The organism is Yoonia sp. (assembly GCF_046498525.1).
GTDB lineage: Bacteria > Pseudomonadota > Alphaproteobacteria > Rhodobacterales > Rhodobacteraceae > Yoonia.
Map to the genome: position 1 here is coordinate 1 of NZ_JAWOAN010000022.1, position 19,011 is coordinate 19,011.

17 protein-coding genes are annotated in these 19,011 nt (G+C 59.1%); 9 read left to right on the forward strand and 8 right to left on the reverse strand.

Going from position 1 to position 19,011, the window contains the following annotated elements:
- The 3 genes from murJ to R6T97_RS01515 all read right to left on the reverse strand — a co-directional run.
- The coding region (gene murJ / locus R6T97_RS01505; protein ID WP_410347575.1) for a murein biosynthesis integral membrane protein MurJ at positions 1-1,448 on the reverse strand (1,448 nt) is incomplete at its 3' end.
- Between the two features lie 70 nt (positions 1,449-1,518).
- Entirely contained in the window at positions 1,519-4,314 is a 2,796-nt protein-coding gene (locus tag R6T97_RS01510) for a [protein-PII] uridylyltransferase (RefSeq protein ID WP_410347576.1), read from the reverse strand.
- Positions 4,295-5,479: a penicillin-binding protein activator gene (locus tag R6T97_RS01515; protein ID WP_410347546.1), complete on the reverse strand. Its 1,185-nt coding sequence runs from the start codon at positions 5,477-5,479 to the stop codon at positions 4,295-4,297. Before R6T97_RS01515 ends, R6T97_RS01510 begins: the two co-directional genes overlap by 20 nt.
- A gap of 104 nt (positions 5,480-5,583) precedes the next feature.
- Between R6T97_RS01515 and rsmI the strand changes: the two genes are divergently transcribed.
- The 3 genes from rsmI to gshB all read left to right on the forward strand — a co-directional run bounded on the left by rsmI (position 5,584) and on the right by gshB (position 7,803).
- Positions 5,584-6,444: a 16S rRNA (cytidine(1402)-2'-O)-methyltransferase gene (gene rsmI / locus R6T97_RS01520; RefSeq protein WP_410347547.1), complete on the forward strand. Its 861-nt coding sequence runs from the start codon at positions 5,584-5,586 to the stop codon at positions 6,442-6,444.
- Positions 6,441-6,797, forward strand: a complete 357-nt coding sequence (locus R6T97_RS01525; protein WP_410347548.1) for a YraN family protein — start codon at positions 6,441-6,443, stop codon at positions 6,795-6,797. Before rsmI ends, R6T97_RS01525 begins: the two co-directional genes overlap by 4 nt.
- 67 nt (positions 6,798-6,864) lie before the next feature.
- On the forward strand, positions 6,865-7,803 hold the full coding sequence (gshB, locus tag R6T97_RS01530) for a glutathione synthase (protein WP_410347549.1): 939 nt from the start codon (positions 6,865-6,867) through the stop codon (positions 7,801-7,803).
- On the opposite strand, the gene R6T97_RS01535 is transcribed toward gshB, so the two are convergent.
- The 3 genes from R6T97_RS01535 to cobU form a co-directional block, all read right to left on the reverse strand.
- A complete protein-coding gene (locus tag R6T97_RS01535; protein WP_410347550.1) occupies positions 7,800-9,314 on the reverse strand; it encodes a YifB family Mg chelatase-like AAA ATPase in 1,515 nt (504 codons plus the stop codon). The genes gshB and R6T97_RS01535 overlap by 4 nt on opposite strands.
- Positions 9,315-9,444: 130 nt before the next feature.
- Positions 9,445-10,014 carry a histidine phosphatase family protein gene (locus tag R6T97_RS01540; RefSeq protein ID WP_410347551.1) on the reverse strand — a complete coding sequence of 190 codons (570 nt, stop codon included), beginning with the start codon at positions 10,012-10,014 and terminating at the stop codon, positions 9,445-9,447.
- Complete coding sequence (cobU, locus tag R6T97_RS01545) at positions 10,011-10,538, reverse strand: bifunctional adenosylcobinamide kinase/adenosylcobinamide-phosphate guanylyltransferase (protein ID WP_410347552.1); 528 nt, start codon at positions 10,536-10,538, stop codon at positions 10,011-10,013. Before cobU ends, R6T97_RS01540 begins: the two co-directional genes overlap by 4 nt.
- Before the next feature lie 94 nt (positions 10,539-10,632).
- On the opposite strand from cobU, the gene R6T97_RS01550 reads away from it, so the two are divergent.
- The 5 genes from R6T97_RS01550 to R6T97_RS01570 are packed head-to-tail and all read left to right on the forward strand — an operon-like array spanning position 10,633 to position 16,354.
- Positions 10,633-11,517: an RNA polymerase factor sigma-32 gene (locus R6T97_RS01550; protein WP_410347577.1), complete on the forward strand. Its 885-nt coding sequence runs from the start codon at positions 10,633-10,635 to the stop codon at positions 11,515-11,517.
- A gap of 58 nt (positions 11,518-11,575) precedes the next feature.
- Positions 11,576-12,769 (forward strand): bifunctional phosphopantothenoylcysteine decarboxylase/phosphopantothenate--cysteine ligase CoaBC, encoded by a 1,194-nt coding sequence (gene coaBC, locus R6T97_RS01555; protein WP_410347553.1) that lies wholly within the window; start codon positions 11,576-11,578, stop codon positions 12,767-12,769.
- Positions 12,766-13,221 carry a dUTP diphosphatase gene (gene dut / locus R6T97_RS01560; protein ID WP_410347554.1) on the forward strand — a complete coding sequence of 152 codons (456 nt, stop codon included), beginning with the start codon at positions 12,766-12,768 and terminating at the stop codon, positions 13,219-13,221. Before coaBC ends, dut begins: the two co-directional genes overlap by 4 nt.
- Positions 13,218-14,273: a HesA/MoeB/ThiF family protein gene (locus R6T97_RS01565; RefSeq protein ID WP_410347555.1), complete on the forward strand. Its 1,056-nt coding sequence runs from the start codon at positions 13,218-13,220 to the stop codon at positions 14,271-14,273. Before dut ends, R6T97_RS01565 begins: the two co-directional genes overlap by 4 nt.
- Positions 14,274-14,326: 53 nt before the next feature.
- The gene (locus R6T97_RS01570) at positions 14,327-16,354 is read left to right on the forward strand and encodes a M3 family metallopeptidase (protein WP_410347556.1); all 2,028 of its coding nucleotides are present in this window, start codon (positions 14,327-14,329) and stop codon (positions 16,352-16,354) included.
- On the opposite strand, the gene R6T97_RS01575 is transcribed toward R6T97_RS01570, so the two are convergent.
- Both R6T97_RS01575 and R6T97_RS01580 read right to left on the reverse strand, forming a co-directional pair.
- Positions 16,351-17,259 carry a cation diffusion facilitator family transporter gene (locus R6T97_RS01575; RefSeq protein ID WP_410347557.1) on the reverse strand — a complete coding sequence of 303 codons (909 nt, stop codon included), beginning with the start codon at positions 17,257-17,259 and terminating at the stop codon, positions 16,351-16,353. The genes R6T97_RS01570 and R6T97_RS01575 overlap by 4 nt on opposite strands.
- Complete coding sequence (locus R6T97_RS01580) at positions 17,256-17,798, reverse strand: SH3 domain-containing protein (RefSeq protein ID WP_410347558.1); 543 nt, start codon at positions 17,796-17,798, stop codon at positions 17,256-17,258. Before R6T97_RS01580 ends, R6T97_RS01575 begins: the two co-directional genes overlap by 4 nt.
- 109 nt (positions 17,799-17,907) lie before the next feature.
- Between R6T97_RS01580 and R6T97_RS01585 the strand changes: the two genes are divergently transcribed.
- Positions 17,908-18,894 (forward strand): 2-hydroxyacid dehydrogenase, encoded by a 987-nt coding sequence (locus R6T97_RS01585; RefSeq protein ID WP_410347559.1) that lies wholly within the window; start codon positions 17,908-17,910, stop codon positions 18,892-18,894.
- Positions 18,895-19,011: the final 117 nt, after the last annotated feature.

Genomic DNA, 19,011 nt, shown 5'->3' on the forward strand with positions numbered 1-19,011 from the left:
ACCGTCGCGATACCGAAGAGCGGTGTCATGATGGCCGAGGCAACCATGAGGATCACGCCCATTCCCAATGCGGCCAGAACGATCCTGACCATTCTTTGCTTGAAACGCGCGTCAAATCTGGCCGCATCACCCATCGTGCGGGCGCCGCGCACCAACAAAACAACCATCGCCCAGCCTGTTATCGACGTGCCAATTGCGGCCGCTGCAAATCCGATGAGTGGCGCAAGGCCAATCGCCAGAGCGGCGTTCAAAAGCATGGCGATCACGGCATAGTAGAACGGCCGTCTGGTATCTTCGCGGGCGAAGAACAAGGGCTGCAATGTCTTTTGCAATACGAAGGCGGGCAGCCCCAAGCCGTAGATTGCCACAGCCAGTGCGGTTGCCGTTGTATCTGTACTGGTAAACGCGCCACGTTCAAACAGGACGCTGACAAGCGGCAGCGGGATCGCCATCAGCGCGACAGAGGCGGGAATAGTCAGTGCCAGACTGATCTCTGAGGCCCGGTTGAAGGCGTCACGCCCGCCTGTTTCGTCACCGGCGCGCAAGCGGCGTGACAGGTCGGGCAGAAGCACTACGCCAATGGCAATTCCAACAACGCCAAGCGGCAACTGATAAAGCCTGTCGGCATAGCTCAGCCATGCTACAGCACCGTCAAAAAAACTTGCAACCTGCCGCCCGACAAGCAGGTTGATCTGCACGACACCGCCGGCAAGGGCCGCAGGTGCTGCAATGATCGCGAGCCGTTTCAGTTCCGGCGTCATTTTGGGCCGGCTGATGCGCAGTGCGTACCCCGCCCGCTTGGCGGCGATCCACACAACGGCAAGCTGGGCGATCCCGGCAAGCGGGACGGCAAAAGCCAGTGACTGGCCGATGACCGTCTGACCGTCTTTTCCCGTGCAATCGCAGGCGAACCCTGTCACGACCAGCGCCAACACGAAGATGATGTTTAAAAGAACGGGGGCCGCTGCAGCGGCAGTAAAGCGTCCGGTCGCGTTCAGGACACCCGATAGCAACGCAGTCAGCGAAATGAAGAGGATGTAGGGAAAGGCGATCCGGCCATAGTAGACGGCCAGATCAAAACGTTCGGTTCCCAGAAATCCACTGGCCATGAGCGTCACAAGGGCAGGCATGAAGATCACGCCGATCACGGTAAAGACCGTGAGGATTGCGCCTAGCCCGACAAAGGCATCCTCGGCAAACCGGTGCGGATCGTCGTCGCCTTCCACCTTTTTGGAAAACATCGGCACGAAGGCCATGTTGAAGGCACCTTCGGCAAAAAACCGGCGGAACAGGTTGGGCAGGGAGAAAGCGATGAGGAACGCTTCGGCAACGGGGCCGGTCCCCAGAAACGCGGCGATCATGATGTCGCGGACAAAACCCATGACGCGACTGAGCAGCGTCCAGATACCGACCGTGAAAAAGCCGGCCATCAGCCGGACGGGCTTCATGCGCGGCACTCGGGGTTTTTCCAAGACCTTAATCCGGTGCGTAGGAATGAATTGGCGCCTTTCATGGCTGTCACCCTGCGGCAGCGCGTTCGGCGCCTTGGATGATCGCTTCGCGCAGCTTGCGTTCGAGTCCCGCCCGCTTGGCCTCGGAGTGGTATTTCAGGCCGACCATGTCTTTGACATAGAATGTATCGACAACCTGCTCTCCGTAGGTCGCGATGACGGCAGATGCGATGTAGACATGATTGTCCGCAAGCGTCCGCGTCAGATCATAGAGAAGCCCCGGGCGGTCGCGGGTATCCACCTCGATGATGGTGTAGATCTCTGACCCTTCGTTGTCGAAACTGATGTTGGTCGGCACCTTGAAGGCGCGCTCGCGTTTCTTGATCTTGTCCTTGTCCTTGAGCGCGTCTTGCGCGACAACCTCGCCTCTCAGGGTGCGTTGGATCATCTTGCGCAGACGCGGCAGGCGGTCGGCCTCGTAGGGGTTACCGTCGTTGTCCTGGACCCAGAACACCGCCGTCGCATACCCGTCTTTCGACGTGTAGGTGCGGGCATCGACCACGTTCGCGCCAACCAGCGCGAGAGCCCCTGTCATGCGGCTGAAAAGCCCCGGATGATCGACCATGGCAAAGCAGGCCCGCGTCGCGTCGCGGTCTTCATCGAGCATCAGGTCGATCTTGATCTCGTCGTTGGAAATATCGCGCAGCAGCTTTGCAAAGATGATCTGCGCGGCCAGAGGCAGCCCTTGCCAATATGGCCCGTAATGCCGGCCCATCTCAACTTTGAGCGCTTTGCTGTCCCAATCGGCGAGGGCGGCACGCAACGCGCGCTTGGCCTCTACCTCGCGGGTTTCGCGGTTCAGGTCTTCAAGACCCGTCTGGAGCGCCGATTTTGTGGCCTTATAAAGATTGCGGATCAGTACCGCCTTCCAGTTATTCCATGTCCCCGGCCCGACGCCACGAATGTCGCAGACGGTCAGCGCTGTCAGAAGATCCAGGCGTTCCACCGATTTTACCGCCTTGGCAAAGCCGCGCACGGTCCGGGGTTCCGCGATATCGCGTTTTTGCGCCACATCAGACAGCAGCAGGTGATAGCGGATCAGCCATTCGACCGTTTCACATTCCTTTTTGTTCAGCCCAAGACGCGGAGCGACCTTGCGTGCAATCTGCGCACCCAGAACCGAGTGGTCCTCGTTGCGGCCTTTGCCGATGTCATGGAGCAGGAGCGCCACATAAAGCACTTTGCGGTTCACACCGCGTTCCAGAATACCCGAAACAACAGGCAGTTCTTCGTTCAGTTCCTTGCGCTCGATCTGGGCAAGGTTGCTGATGCACTGGATCGTGTGCTCGTCGACGGTGTAGTGATGATACATGTTGAATTGCATCATCGCGACGATCGGCGCGAATTCCGGAATGAATGCGGCCAGCACTCCCAATTCATTCATCCGTCGCAATGCGCGTTCCGGATTACCGTGTTTGAGCAGCAGATCAAGAAAGATGCGGCGCGCCTCTTTGTTTTGCCGCATGTCTGCGTCGATCTGATCGAGGTTTGCCGAAATCAGGCGCATGGCATCCGGATGCAGCAAGGTGCCTGTGCGCAAGGCCTCTTCAAACAGACGCAGGATGTTCAGCTTGTCCGCCAGAAAAGCCTTTTCATTGGCGACCGTCAGGCGGTTTTGCTTGATCGCGTAAGGCGCCTTTGCCTTTTTGCGCCGCTTCAGCAGCCGCACCATCACAGGTTCCTGCTTGGTGTGGTTCGCTTCCAGCGCGGTCAGGACGATACGGGTCAATTCGCCAACATGTGTCGCCTGCCGGAAATAGGCCTGCATGAAATGTTCGACACCGCGCCTGCCGCCGTAGTCGCTAAAACCCATTGCTTCCGCGACTTCGACCTGCATGTCGAATGTCAGTTGGTCGACAGGCCTTCCCGCAAGCAAATGCAGATGGCAGCGGACCGCCCAAAGAAAGTCTTCAGCTTTGACGAAGGTCTTGAATTCTTCGGGAGTGAAGACCCCCAGATTGACCAGTTCCGCGGCATCCTTGACGCCGTGCACGTATTTGCTGATCCAGAACAGCGACTGCAAATCGCGCAAGCCGCCTTTGCCCTCTTTGACATTCGGCTCGACCATATAGCGCTGGCCGCCCTGCTTGCGGTGCCGTGCGGCGCGTTCTTCGAGTTTCGCTTCGATAAAGTCGCTTGCGGTCGACTTGAACAACTCCGACCACAGTTTGCTCCCCAATTCGGCTGCAAGCTCCTCGTCGCCTGCAAGATGGCGATACTCGACCAATGAGGTGCGGATCGTATAATCTTCCCTCGCCAGCCGCAGGCAGTCTTTGACCGTGCGGCTGGAATGGCCGACTTTCAGTTTCAGATCCCACAGGATGTAGAGCATGGATTCAATCACGCTCTCTGCCCAAGGCGTGATCTTGTAGGGGGTCAAGAACAGCAGGTCGACGTCGGAATGAGGCGCCATTTCCCCGCGACCGTAGCCCCCCACGGCAATCAGCGAAAGCCGCTCGGTCTCGGTGGGGTTCGGAAGCGGATGAAGGTGTTCCGTCGCTACCTTCAGAACAGTTTTGACAAGCTGATCGGTGAGCCAGCTATAGGCTCTTGTTGTGGGGCGGGAGGCGAACGGCTGTGCCTTGAAAGCAGATGCGATCTGTAGCCGCCCGGCATTGCGGGCTTGTGTCAGAGCATCTACGGTCGCTGCTCTGATGGCCTTTTCCGATGGCGCATCCGCGATCGCCTGTTCGATCTGGGCAGTCACTGCACCTGCATCAAAAATGGCAGACGCCGGACAGATCAAACCGTCCGGCGCTTTTGCGTTTTGCTGTGAAGCAGGATCAGAGGCCGGGGCCACCAAAACTTCTTGGGGCTTGTTCAAGGATTACAACCTGATTGTTTTGAATTGTAGCAACGGCAAGGCCGCGCTGGTTTAGTCCGTTGGGAAGCAACCGGAAGATGCCGGATGTTCCCCGGAATCCTTGCGGCTGGATCAGCGCCGCTTTTGTCAAAGCCTCGGAGTCTCCGGCGGCGGCCAAGGCACCGATCGCCGCGATGCCATCATAGGCCAGCCCGGCAAGCGGATGCGGCGTCTCGCCATAGGTGGCAGCATAGCGGTTGGCGAAAAGGGCTGCGGGGCCGGGATCGGGCAGGGCGAACAAACCGCCTTGAAGCCCGGGAAGCGCTGCAAGCTGCGGGAGCGTATCCCAACGTGTCAGCCCAATCAATTGGCTCTGGCTGGTATCCATCCCCGCATCGGGAAGTGCTGTTGCCAGGATGGGCAGGTCTGCGTTTGCTCCCGCCGTTGTAAAGACAGCTTGCGCACCGGAGTTGCGGACACTGGAAACAATCCTGCGTGTCGAAGTAAAAATGCCCTGTTGCGACAGCGGGTAGCTTTCGACGGCAACGATTTCACCGCCGTTTGCTTGGACCGCAGAGGTGATCGCATCGCGCCCGACACGACCGGCCAGATCGTCGCCATACAAGACCATAAAGCGGCTTATCCCCTGGCGCGTGCCGAACTGCACAAGACGTTCGGCGGTGTTGTCGAACGTGGACCCGAGAATAAAGACGTTGCCGCCGGCGAAAGCGCGGTTGTTTGAAAAAGCCAGAACATTCACATCGCGTCCCGCGATCGCGACGCCGGCCGCGTTTGCGGCCTCGCCGTAAAGTGGGCCGATGATGATCTTTGCGCCCTCATTCACAGCGCGTGTCGCGGCGGTGGCCGCTTGCTGTGGATTGCCACCGGCGGTATTGTAGACGCGCAGATCAATGGTCACACCATTCAGGTCAGCGATGGCAAGACGCGCGGCATTCTCAAAATTCCGCGCAAGCAAATTATCTGTTTCCTGTGCGGAACCGCCCGGCACCAGAAGAGCGACGTCAATGGGTTCGGCAGGGTCAATCTGGCGGCCGACATTGGCATCCGGTGCCAAAGTCACGTCACAGGCAGCAAGCCAAAGCAGCGCGGTGCAAGCAAAAAAGCGCGCCAGCGCCTTGCGGGCGGTGCTGAAAAGAGCAAACATGGGCGATATTCCTCCTGTTTCGTGCGAATGACAGTTGGCGCAAGCCTCACGTCCCGCCGCGATGTTGAGGGTCATCATAAAGCAGGGGGCTCGCGGGTCCAGAGATGAATTTCATAAGCAAGCCACTCTCTGCCGGTCTTTATTTTGTGGCAACCCCGATTGGGTCTGCGCGCGATATGACGTTGCGTGGTCTTGATATTCTTGCATCCGCCGACCTGATTGCCGCCGAAGACACGCGGACGGCGCGCAAACTGATGGAAATTCATGGTGTTCCGCTGAACGGGCGCAAGGTCGTGGCGTTCCATGATCACAGTGGCGAAGGCGCTGTCGCGCGCTTGGTTGCGGATATGAAGGCTGGAAAATCTGTAGCCTACGTATCAGAGGCCGGTACGCCACTGGTTGCCGACCCCGGCTATGAACTGGGGCGCGCGGCCATCGCGGAAGGTATTGCCGTGACATCTGCGCCGGGGGCGTCTGCAGTGCTCGCGGCCTTGACCGTATCCGGCTTGGCAACGGATCGCTTTGCCTTTGTCGGTTTTCTGCCGGCAGGCAAGAAACAACGCGAAACCGAAATAGCCGCGCTGCGGGATGTACCGTTTACGCTGATTTTTTATGAAAGCCCGAAACGCGTTGGTGAAATGTTAGGTAATTTGCGCGAGATATTGGGAGATGAGCGGGAAGCGGTCGTCTGCCGTGAACTGACGAAGAAGTTTGAAGAGGTCACGCGCGGGTCACTGGGGGAACTTGCTGATAAGTTTCAAGAGCGGTCCGTAAAAGGTGAAATCGTTGTTTTGGTTGGTCGCGGCGGGGCCGTTGACGTTGCTGATGATGATGTAAGTGCGGCCTTGCGGGAGGCGATGAAAACGATGCGCGTCAAGGATGCAGCAACAGTGGTGGCCGGTGCGCTGGGATTGCCGCGCAGGCAGGTCTACCAGAAGGCATTGGATATGGGAGATGACGAGTGAGCGGGACAGTTGGATATCATGCGGGATTGGTGGCCGAAGACATTGTCGCCAAGGACTATGCCAGGCGGGATCATATCGTCGCGGCGCGTCGTTGGCGTGGGCGCGCAGGCGAGATTGACCTGATTACACGCGAGGGTGACACAGTTGTCTTTGTCGAGGTGAAGAAAAGCCGCAGTTTTGCCAGCGCTGCCGCACGCCTGGGCCGCAGGCAAATGGAGCGTATCGTCGCGAGCGCCGGAGAGTTCTTGGCAGGCGAACCACGTGGGCAATTGACCGATGTGCGGTTTGACCTGGCGGTTGTGAACGGCTTTGGTGGCCTCAAAGTGATCGAAAACGCTTTTATGGAAATGTAACACACCATTGCACATGGTTTGATGCTGCGTCATCTAGTGGCGGAATACCCAATACAAGAGGCTGGCCATGTCGCTGAAGATCGCTTTCCAGATGGACCCTATCGGGCCGATAGACATTGATGCGGACAGCACTTTTCGGATTGCGGAAGAAGCGCAGTCGCGTGGACATTCGCTTTTCTATTACACGCCGGACAGGCTCGCTTATGATCAGGGCCGCGTGACCGCGAAAGGCTGGCCCCTGACTGTGCAGCGGGTGAAGGGCGACCATTTTCGACTTGGCGAAGAGCAGACCATTGGTCTGTCGGATGTTGATGTTGTGTGGCTTCGGCAGGACCCGCCTTTTGATATGAGCTACATCACGACGACCCATATTCTCGATATGGTGCATCCTGACACGTTGGTCGTGAACGATCCGTTTTGGGTGCGCAACTATCCCGAAAAGCTGTTGGTTCTCAACTTTCCCGATCTGACGCCACCAACCATGATTGCCCGCGATCTTGCAACGCTCAAGACGTTTCGTGACAAGCATGGTGATGTGATCCTCAAGCCGCTTTACGGTAATGGTGGCGCGGGCGTCTTCAAGCTCAAATACGGCGACAGTAACCTTGCCTCGTTGCACGAACTTTTTGCCGGTATCAGCCGCGAACCATTGATCATACAGCAGTTCCTGCCTGACGTGGTAAAAGGTGACAAGCGCGTGATCCTGATCAACGGGGAACCTGTCGGCGCGATCAATCGTGTTCCGGCCACCGGAGAGACACGGTCCAACATGCATGTCGGCGGGCGCCCTGAAAAGGTTGCCCTGACGGACCGGGATCGTGAAATCTGTGCACGGATCGGGCCGCTTTTGCGCGAAAAGGGCCAGATATTTGTCGGCATAGACGTGATCGGTGACTGGTTGACGGAGATAAACGTGACATCGCCTACCGGCATCCAGGAGCTTGAGCGTTTCGACGGTGTCAATATTGCCGAAAAGATCTGGCATGCAATCGAGGCCCGGCGCTAGACCTCTTTGGCCATGGCGAGCCGGTAGCTGACGGCCTCCGCGACGTGGGGGTGGCGCACATCTTTGGACTGCTCGAGGTCCGCAATCGTGCGGGCGACGCGCAGGACACGGTGGTAGCCACGGGCCGAAAGACCGAACCTTTCGGCCACTTTCACCAAGAGCGCGCGCCCCGCAGTATCCGGTGTCGCGATTTGCGCGAGCAAGTGGCCCTCCATATCCGCATTTACCCGGACTTCGGGATGATCTGCAAAGCGGGCGGTTTGCATGTTGCGTGCCTGTTGGACGCGTGCCGCAACATCCGCAGAGCTTTCACCGGCTTCGGGCAGGTCGAGGTCGGTGAAGGCCACCGGCGGGACTTCGACACGCAAGTCGAATCTATCCATCAGCGGGCCGGAAATGCGGCCCATGTATTCCTCGCCACAAACCGGCACGCGGGCGCAGGCCCGCGATGGGTCTGAAAGGTAGCCGCATTTGCATGGGTTTGCCGCTGCCACCAGCATAAAACGGCAAGGATAGCGCACATGCGCGTTGGCGCGTGCGACCACGACTTCGCCCGTTTCAATGGGTTGCCTGAGCGTTTCAAGGACCGCCCGGGAGAACTCCGGAAACTCGTCCATGAAAAGCACGCCATTGTGCGCAAGGCTGATTTCACCCGGTTTCGCAGTGCGTCCGCCGCCGACGATTGCGGCCATCGAAGCGGTGTGGTGCGGTTCGCGGAACGGTCGGTCACGGTTGATCCCGCCTTCGTCCAGCAAACCGGACAGCGAGTGAATCATGGAGGTCTCGAGCGCCTCGGTCGGTGTCAATTGGGGCAGGATGCCGGGGATACGCGCGGCCAGCATGGATTTACCCGATCCCGGAGAGCCGACCAGCAGCAGGTGGTGGCGCCCGGCCGCCGCGATTTCCAAAGCCCGCTTTGCCCGCTCCTGGCCCTTGACCTCTGAAAGATCCCGCGTGCCTGTTCGCCCCAGAACCTCACCGGGCGTGGCAGGCTGCAAGACGGATTGCCCTGTGAAGTGCCGCACCATATCGGCCAATGTACGCGGTGCGATGACATTGACGGTCCCGACCCAAGCGGCCTCTGCACCGCAGGCGTGTGGGCAGAGCAGTGTGCGGTCGTCTTGCGCAGCAGCCATCGCCGCAGGCAGTGCGCCGACGACCGGAACAAGCGTTCCGTCCAGCGACAGCTCGCCAAGTGCGACGGTTTGTGCGGCGTCGTCGTGCGGGATGATTTCGAGCGCCGCAAGAAGCGCCAATGCAATCGGAAGATCAAAGTGTGATCCTTCCTTCGGCAGATCGGCAGGCGACAGATTTACCGTGATCCGCTTGGAGGGCAGCGCAATCGCCATTGCGGTCAAGGCGGCACGCACGCGCTCGCGTGCTTCTGATACCGCTTTATCTGGCAGTCCAACGATAGAGAATGCGGGTATTCCGGGTGTCACCGCGCATTGTACCTCGACCAGCCGTGCCTCGATCCCTTCAAATGCTACCGTATAGGCTAAAGCGACCATGGCCGTCTCCCGTTCATGGTTAACGGGTAGGCGCATGTTCTTTAAGAAAGGTTAATTTTTTCACCGGGCCAAGGCGCGTGCACCTCCTGCAGTGCGGCATTGCGCCAACGCTCATCCGTGACGCTGCCCGTCACGGGCTGTGATTGATGTGGTCTACCACCCAGCCCGCGCCGGTATTTTGCAGGACCGTCACCGAGAGGTTGTCAATCCGATGGCCGAATGTCTCATATGCGCCAATGCCAAGCGCCCGCTGCACCTGCGTCAGGATAACGCCGAAATGTGCCACGACGATCAGGTCGTGATGGCCGTCTGCCAAATACCGGTCGACTGCGCGATCGACCCGCAGCCGGACCGTATTCCAGCTTTCGCCATTGGGCGGGGCCACATGACCGGGCGTTTCCCAATAGGCACGGATCGTGACCGGGTCTTCGGCCTCCACTTCATTGAAGTTGCGCAGTTCCCAGTCACCAAAATTGATTTCACGCAGGTCCTTGTTGTGTGGCAAACGGACATCGGGGTTGAGGACGTCTGCGGTCGCCGCTGCCCTGATCAGGTCGGACGAGACGACGGGCGCGTCGGGCAAGAATTGACGCAAACGGCCAATCGCCGCCAAGTCGGACAAATCCGCGGGAATATCGGACCAGCCGACCATCGACTTGGCATGGGTCGGTCCATGGCGCACCATCCAGAGCCGTGTCACGGCAGGCTGCCTTTCAGCACCAAAGGCAGGCCTGCCATCACGGCGATGACCAGATTTGCTTCCGCGCCGATCCTTTGGTTCAACTGCCCTTGCGCATTGCGGAATTTACGCGACAACGCATTGTCGGGAACAATGCCCTGACCCACCTCGTTCGAGACAACAACGACGGGGCTATTTCGCAGCTTGAGTGCGGTGATGAGTGCGGCGCTATGCGCGTCTATGTCATGATCGCCCAAGATCACGTTCGTTAGCCAAAGCGTTGCACAATCGACCAGCACCGGTTGGTCGTCCTGTGCATTTGCCAAGGCTGAGGCAAGATCGAGCGGTTCCTCAATTGTCAGCCAGCCATCCCCGCGCATTTCGCGATGGCGTGCTACTTTCTGCGCCATTTCGTCGTCGAATATCTGGGCTGTTGCGATATAGGCAGGGTGTTCGTGACCACCCTGCAAAACAAGGCTTTCAGCAAAAGCGGATTTCCCGGAGGCAGCGCCGCCTAGGATGAGAGTGAGGTTCGGCAATGCCATGGGCGCAACTTTATCTGATCCATTTCGTTCATGCCTGCGTAACTAATTCAGACAACAAAGTTAATGCATGACACTGCTATCTGGGAGAAATACAATGGGCGTTACCGGTTTTTCTGATCAAACTTTGTCTCGAACAGCGATGAAAGCAGAACTGCTGGATGCTGAGACCGAACTGGCGCTTGCCTATGCATGGCGGGATCAGCGCGACGAAGAAGCGCTGCACCGGTTGATCACAGCTTACATGCGGTTGGCGATCTCGATGGCATCCAAGTTCAAGCGCTACGGTGCCCCGATGAACGACCTGATCCAAGAGGCATCTGTTGGCCTGATGAAAGCAGCGGACAAATTCGACCCTGACCGTGGCGTTCGTTTTTCAACTTATGCGGTTTGGTGGATCAAGGCATCGATTCAGGATTATGTTATGCGCAACTGGTCGATGGTTCGCACCGGTTCCACATCTTCGCAAAAGTCGCTCTTTTTCAACATGCGCCGTGTGCAGGCCCGTCTGGAGCGCGAAGCCGCCGCCGAAGGCCGCACGATTGACAAGCACGAGATGCGCGAATTGATCGCCATCGAGGTCGGTGTGCCATTGCATGATGTCGAGATGATGGAAGGGCGCCTGTCCGGGTCCGATTTTTCACTCAATGCGACACAATCAGTGGACGATGAGGGCCGGGAGTGGATCGATGCTCTCGAAGACAATGGCCCGCAGGCTGCCGAGACCGTTGCGCACACGCATGACAACGACACGCTGCGCCAGTGGCTGCTGACGGCGCTGTCGAACCTCAATGACCGTGAGCAATTTATCGTGCGCGAGCGCAAGTTGCGCGACGATCCACGCACGCTCGAAAGCCTCGGGACAGAACTGGGCCTGTCGAAAGAGCGGGTCCGCCAGCTTGAGGCTGCGGCATTCGGTAAAATGCGCAAATGCCTCGAATCCCAAAGCACCGAAGTTCAGGGATTTTTGGGCAAATCGTGACATTGTCTTTCCGGTCTGATCTGACCTAGTGTCAGGCAACCCCGACCGGAGACAGCGCATGCTCGCAAACAAGCATATTCTCTTGATTGTTGGAGGCGGCATTGCCGCCTTCAAATCGTTGGACCTTGTGCGCCGTCTGCGTGAGAAAGGTGCGCAAGTGACACCGGTTCTGACCAAGGCAGGTTCGGAATTCGTCACCCCACTCAGCCTTGCGGCGTTGTCCGCGTCCAAGATTTATCAGGACTTGTTCAACCTGACCGACGAGGCAGAGATGGGACATATCGAATTGTCCCGTGCTGCCGATCTGGTCGTGGTTGCGCCCGCAACGGCGGACCTGATGGCAAAAATGGCTGGCGGCCACGCCAATGACCTTGCATCGACCCTGCTTCTTGCGACCGACAAGCGCGTCTTGATCGTACCTTCGATGAATGTCCGCATGTGGGAACATCCCGCGACCCGGCGCAATCTGGCGATGTTGCAGGATGATGGTATCTTGGTTGTAGGCCCGAATGAGGGCGATATGGCCTGCGGCGAATATGGCCCGGGACGGATGGCGGAAGTACCAGAAATCATCGCGGCCATAGATGCCGCACTGTCTGACGGGCCGCTCAAGGGGCGGCATATCCTCGTGACCTCTGGCCCGACACATGAACCGATTGATCCGGTGCGCTATATCGCCAACAGGTCTTCGGGTGCGCAGGGCACGGCGATTGCCAAGGCATTTGCGGCGCTGGGCGCACGGGTCACTTTCGTCACCGGCCCTGCCGACGTCCCACCCCCGTTGGGTGTCACGACAGTAAAGGTGCAAACGGCGCAGGACATGCTCGCTGCGGTGCAGGCGGCCGGTGCTGTGGATGCCGCTGTCTTTGCTGCGGCTGTTGCGGATTGGCATGTCGCCAACGCGGGCAAGAGCAAGATCAAAAAAGACGGTTCGGGCCTGCCGACACTTGATTTCGCCGAAAACCCGGACATTCTGGCAACCGTGTCGCAGATGTCTGGGGGGCGGCCAAAGCTGGTTGTCGGTTTTGCCGCCGAAACAGACGATGTGATTGCCAACGCCACGGCTAAGCGGGCGCGCAAGCAGTGTGACTGGATCGTTGCCAACGATGTGTCGCCCGAAACAGGGATAATGGGCGGGTCTGAAAACGCTGTAACCCTGATCACAGCGGCAGGTGTGGAAAGCTGGCCGCGCATGTCCAAAGATGCGGTCGCGGTGACGCTTGCCCGACGTATAGCCGAGGCGATTGCGTGAGTGTGACAATCCAATTCCAATGGGACGAAGGGGCCGACCGGAGTGTCGGTTTGCCCGCATATGAAACAGCAGGGGCTGCGGGTGCAGACTTATGTGCAAATTTGCCTGATCGTGCGGCAGTGACGATACCCCCCGGACAACGCGCCCTTTTGCCCACCGGACTGCGGATGGCCATCCCTGTAGGGTACGAGGTGCAGATCAGGCCGCGTTCGGGTTTGGCCTTGAAGCATGGCATGACATTGCTGAACACGCCCGGCACCATTGACAGCGATTACCGCGGACCTCTTGGCGTGATCATGGTCAATCTTGGTAGTGAAGTCTTTGACGTCACGCACGGGATGCGGATTGCACAGATGGTTGTCGCCCCCGTCGTGCAGGCGCGATTTGAAACGGTGACGACGCTTGATGAAACGGCCCGCGGCGCGGGCGGCTTTGGGTCCACCGGCCAATGATTATGGTTGGCACAATGGCGATCACCCTTTGGGTGATCGGTTGGCTGATGAAAGTGCCCTATGCGGTGCGCTGGAACATGATGGCGATCCTTTTGGTCGGTGTCATGATCATCCACGTGATCCTGCCTGATGGGCATCCCCTGCGTATGGCGACGGGTGGGGATGTACGGCTCTGGGCGATTTTCCTGGGTTTTGGCGTTTTGGTGTGGCTGTACCGCAAATTTCTTGGCAACCTGCGCGCCCGCGTCAAATCGCAAGAAGCCCCCGTGGTGAAACCGGACAGTTTTTCCCAAACCGAGCTTGACCGTTATGCCCGCCATATCATCCTGCGCGAAGTCGGCGGACCGGGGCAGAAGGCGCTGCGCAATGCGAAGGTTCTTGTTGTCGGCGCCGGAGGGTTGGGTGCGCCTGCATTGCAGTATCTTGCCGCTGCCGGTGTTGGCATACTCGGCGTCATTGACGACGACGTTGTCGAAAATGCCAATCTGCAAAGGCAAGTCATCCACCTTGATCGCAATATCGGCATGCCCAAGGTGTATTCTGCTGCCGAAGCAATGAAGGCGCAGAACCCGTTTGTGACGGTGCGGCCCTATCAGCGCAGGCTTGATGCAGATGTCGCGGCCGACCTTTTCGCAGATTATGACCTGATCCTTGACGGTAGTGACAACTTCGAAACCCGCTATCTGGTGAATGCAGCGGCCTTCGCGGCGAAAAAACCGTTGATCGCCGCCGCTCTGACCCAATGGGAAGGGCAGATCAGTGTTTATGATCCCGCCAAAGGCACACCATGTTACGCCTGCGTGTTCCCTCAGGCTCCTGATCCGGCACTGGTGCCAAGCTGCGCGGAGGCAGGCGTGATCGGCCCGCTGCCCGGTGTGATCGGTGCGATGATGGCGGTCGAGGCGGTGAAACTGGTTACGGGTGCCGGCGAAACCCTTGGTGGCCGTTTGCTGATCTATGACGCGCTCTATGCCCAGACGCGGACCATTGCGGTGAAACCCCACGCAGACTGCAAGGTTTGCGGGGGCAGGGGCCTGACTTCGGCTGGCTAGGGCTATGGTGTTTCTGGCGCAGCGTATTACTTATCCTTCAAAGGAGACTTCCCATGACAAACCCGCTGCTTGACGATTGGAACACACCGTTTGGCCTACCGCCCTTTGACCGGATCACCGACGCGGATTTCGCCCCCGCCGTCGATGCGGCATTGGCCCAATCACGTGCCAATATCGCGGCAATCGCCGACAACCCCGACGCACCTGATTTCGCGAACACGATCGAGGCCTTGGAGCGTGCCGACGATACGCTGGGCCGTGTCTTGGGGGCGTTCTACAACATCGCCGGAGCCGACAGTAACCCCAAGCGCGAAGCCTTGCAGCGCGACTTTGGGCCACTGCTCAGCGCCTACGGATCTGAAGTGTCAGAGAACAAGGCGCTTTTTGCGCGGGTCGATGCGGTTTGGCAGAAACGGGATCAGCTCGACCTGACGGATGAACAGCAACGCGTGCTGATGCTGACCCGCCGTGGCTTTGTGCGGTCCGGCGCGCAACTTGAAGGCAAGGCGGCAAAAGATCTGCGCGCCGTGAAATCGCGGTTGTCCGTTCTGGGTACCGCGTTCACGCAAAACCTTTTGGCTGATGAACGTGAATGGTTCATGGCACTGGACGAAGATGATCTGACTGGCTTGCCCGATTTCGTTGTCGCCACTGCAAGGGCAGCCGGTGCGGACAAAAAGGCCGGAGGTCCGGTTGTCACCCTGTCACGATCCTTGATCGTGCCGTTCCTGCAATTCTCGGAGCGCCGCGACCTGCGCCGACGCGCCTATGAAGCATGGGGTGCGCGTGGTGCGAACGGGGGCGAAACGGACAACCGCGGCATCGCGACCGAGACGCTGAAACTGCGCGAAGAGCGCGCCAAACTGTTGGGCTATGACAGTTTTGCCGGTTTCAAGCTTGAGACTGAAATGGCAGGCACAGCCGGTGCCGTGCGCGATCTGCTGATGCAGGTCTGGCAGCCGGCCAAGGCCGCCGCCGAAGCAGATGCCGCTTTCTTGCAACGGATGTTGCATGCCGATGGGTTCGACGGGCCATTGGAGCCGTGGGACTGGCGTTTCTATGCACAGAAGCGCCGCAAGGAATTGCATGATCTGGATGAGGCGAAACTGAAACCGTATCTGCAGTTGGACAGGATGATCGAGGCGGCATTCGCCTGTGCAAACCGCCTGTTCGGGTTGGAGTTCGCGCCTGTCGATGGGCCTGTCTATCATCCGGATGTCCGCATGTGGGACGTCACCCGAAACGGTGAACATGTTGCCGTCTTTATCGGTGACTACTTCGCGCGCGGTTCCAAACGGTCCGGCGCGTGGTGTTCGGCGATGCGGTCGCAACAGCGGTTGAGCGGGGAAATCCGTCCGCATGTCGTGAATGTGTGCAATTTCGCCAAGCCCGAGGCAGGCAAGCCTGCGCTCTTGTCTTATGATGATGCGCGGACCCTGTTCCATGAATTTGGCCATGCCCTGCACCAGATGCTGTCGGATGTGACCTATGAAAGCATCTCTGGCACGTCGGTTGCCCGCGACTTTGTAGAGCTGCCGAGCCAGCTTTATGAACACTGGCTTGAGGTACCCGAGGTGCTGGCCGAATTTGCCACACATGCCGAAACGGGTGAACCCATGCCAGAGGATTTGCTGAGCCGGATGCTGGGTGCCGCGACCTATGACATGGGCTTTCAGACGGTTGAATATGTGGCCTCGGCGCTTGTCGATCTGGGTTTTCACGATGGTGCGGCCCCCGCTGATCCGATGCAGCGGCAGGCGGAAATTCTGGAAGAGATCGGGATGCCCCATGCCATCCGGATGCGCCACGCAACGCCGCATTTTGCACATGTCTTTGCGGGCGACGGCTACTCCAGCGGTTATTACAGCTATATGTGGTCCGAAGTGATGGATGCCGACGCATTCGCGGCCTTTGAAGAGGTGGGCGATCCTTTCGACCCTGCCACAGCCAAACTGCTGGAACAAACCGTGCTGTCATCGGGTGGATCGGTGGATGCTGCCGATCTTTACACTGCCTTCAGGGGCCGTATGCCGGGTGTCGAGGCGCTCTTGAAAGGGCGCGGGCTGGATCAGGCGGCCTAGGGGCGGGTGTCGTCGGGGTGTCTGGTAACCCCGACGGGGTCCTTGTGTATCAAGACATCTGTGCGCGGGTAGGCTGCGATGATGGCCCGCCGCAGGGCGGCCCCGATTTCATGAGCTTCGTCAAGTGTCTGCGAGCCTTCAAGCTCGATATGCAGGTTCACAAAAACGCGGCTTCCGGCGACACGGGTTTTCAGGTCGTGAAAGCCTTGTACACCATCGAAATTTGCGACGATCCCGGCAATCCCCGCGATCATCTCGGGGTCGGCCTGCCGGTCCATCAGCGCGTCCCAAGCCGCCTTGCCAATTCTGAAGGCCCCGAAACCCAGAAACGCCGCCGCCGCCAGCGCCACGACACTGTCGATCTGGTAAAGCCCGAAAGCGGCCGAAGCCCACAAAGCGATGATTGCACCGATATTCGGAATTAGGTCTCCCAGATAATGCAGGCTGTCGGCCTTGACGACCTTGTTGCCTGTCTTGGCGGCCACATGCCGCTGCCAGAGCACCAGCCCAAGCGTCAAAACGATGGAAAAACCAATGATTGCAATGCCTTGCCCCTCACGTTCGGGCAGCACCACGTTGTCGTCCAGCAGCCGGAATATTGCGGCCACCGCAATCACGCAGGCAGAAATCATGATGAACAGCGATTGTCCGAGCGCTGCCAGATCTTCGGCGGATGTATGCCCGAAATTATGTTCCTCATCGGGCGGCTTGGCTGCATAGGCGATGGCGACCAATCCGCCGACCGACATCATCAGGTCCAATGCACTGTCTGCCAGCGTGGCGGCCACGGCAAGCGATCCGGTCTGGCCAAGCGCCCAAAGCTTTGCAAGCACGAGGATAAGCGCAACCGAGACAGAAAGCAGCCCGGCGGACAGGTTCAGGCGGGTGTCAGTGCGGTCGGTCATTCCCGGATTTCGGCTTCAGCGACGCCCCAGAGCGCGGATTTCAACGCCCAGCCGCTATAGCCGCCCGCAGAAAGCTGGCACCACTCCGGATTGCAGTCGCCCAGCCGTGCGACGACCCCCGGTTCCAGCACCGCATTTTCCAGTGCGTTTGGTTCGGGGCGTGTCCGCAGAACAGTGTCGGGTGCTTCTATGACGACGGTACGAGCGCCAGACAGCATCCGGTAATGCACCCATCCGCCCTGTCCATCGCGGTCGATCACGCGCCGCCAGTGACCGTATTCGGCAACCACCTGAAGCGGCATCTCCTGCCTTTGGAACACCCAGTCGATCCTGTGCGAAAGGGACGGACCGCGGCGCACATTGGCTTCGCTCGCCCGAAGCGACACGTAGCGCGGCAGTGGCAAGTTTGTTTCGGGGCCGATTGCGGGGCCGATAACGGGGCCTGTGTCGCCTTCTTGCGCGCAAGCCGCGCTCATGCTGACGATGATCGCGAAGGCTGCGATCTGAAAAACGCGAAACCAATGCGCTGATGCACCCATTGTTTGCCCTAACTTCTCAATTTTGCGGCGCGCGGTTCTTGTGCTGCGCGTCCCTTTGGCGCAACCTGCCACGAGAAGACAAAGTTGAAAACCCGTGGGAGGGAATTGCATGCCAGGTAAGCATCTAAGTGTTGTCGTGACGCGACGGTTGCCCGAGGTAGTCGAGACCCGACTGAAAGAGCTTTTCGACGTCGAGCTGCGCGAAGACGACACGCCGATGACCGCGGCGGAACTGGCCGATGCAATGGAACGGGCCGATGTCCTTGTTCCAACGATCACCGACCAGATCGATGCCAAGCTGTTGGGGCGCGCGGGCGAAAAGCTGAAGCTGATTGCGAATTACGGCGCGGGTGTCGATCATATCGATGTGGCGACGGCGCGTCAGCGCGGTATCCACGTCTCCAATACGCCGGGGGTCGTCACCGAGGACACAGCCGACATGGTCCTTGCGTTGATCCTTGCCGTGACGCGGCGGATGGCCGAAGGGATGCAGCTTGCCAAATCCGATGGATGGTCCGGATGGTCGCCGACGGCGATGCTGGGCGGGCGGCTCAAGGGGCGGCGGCTGGGCATCCTCGGGATGGGGCGGATCGGACAGGCAGTGGCACGGCGTGCTGCGGCATTCGGTATGCAGGTGCATTATCACAATCGCAGGCGCCTGCGCCCCGAGATCGAAGACGAGCTGGATGCGACATATTGGGAAAGCCTTGACCAGATGGTGGCCCGCATGGATATCCTCTCGATCAACTGCCCGCACACGCCATCGACATTCCATCTGATGAACGCGCGGCGGCTGAAACTGATGAAACCCGAGGCGGTGATCGTGAATACCTCGCGCGGCGAGGTGATCGACGAAAATGCGCTGACACGGATGCTGCGCGCGGGCGAAATCGCGGGCGCGGGGCTGGATGTGTTCGAGCGGGGCCACGAGATCAACCCGCGCCTGCGCGCACTGCCCAACGCAATCCTGCTGCCGCATATGGGGTCAGCGACGCGCGAAGGGCGGATCGAGATGGGCGAAAAGGTGATCGTGAACATCAAGACCTTCGCCGACGGCCACCGCCCCCCCGATCTTGTTGTGCCTTCGATGTTGTGAGGAGGGGGGCGGCGCAAAGTTGTGAGCCGATGATGTGCTTTTCGACGTGGTCGGGGCAAAGCTGACCTTCATGAGTTTTGCAGCTAATGACAGCTAAGAGCCCAGAGTGGCAGATGC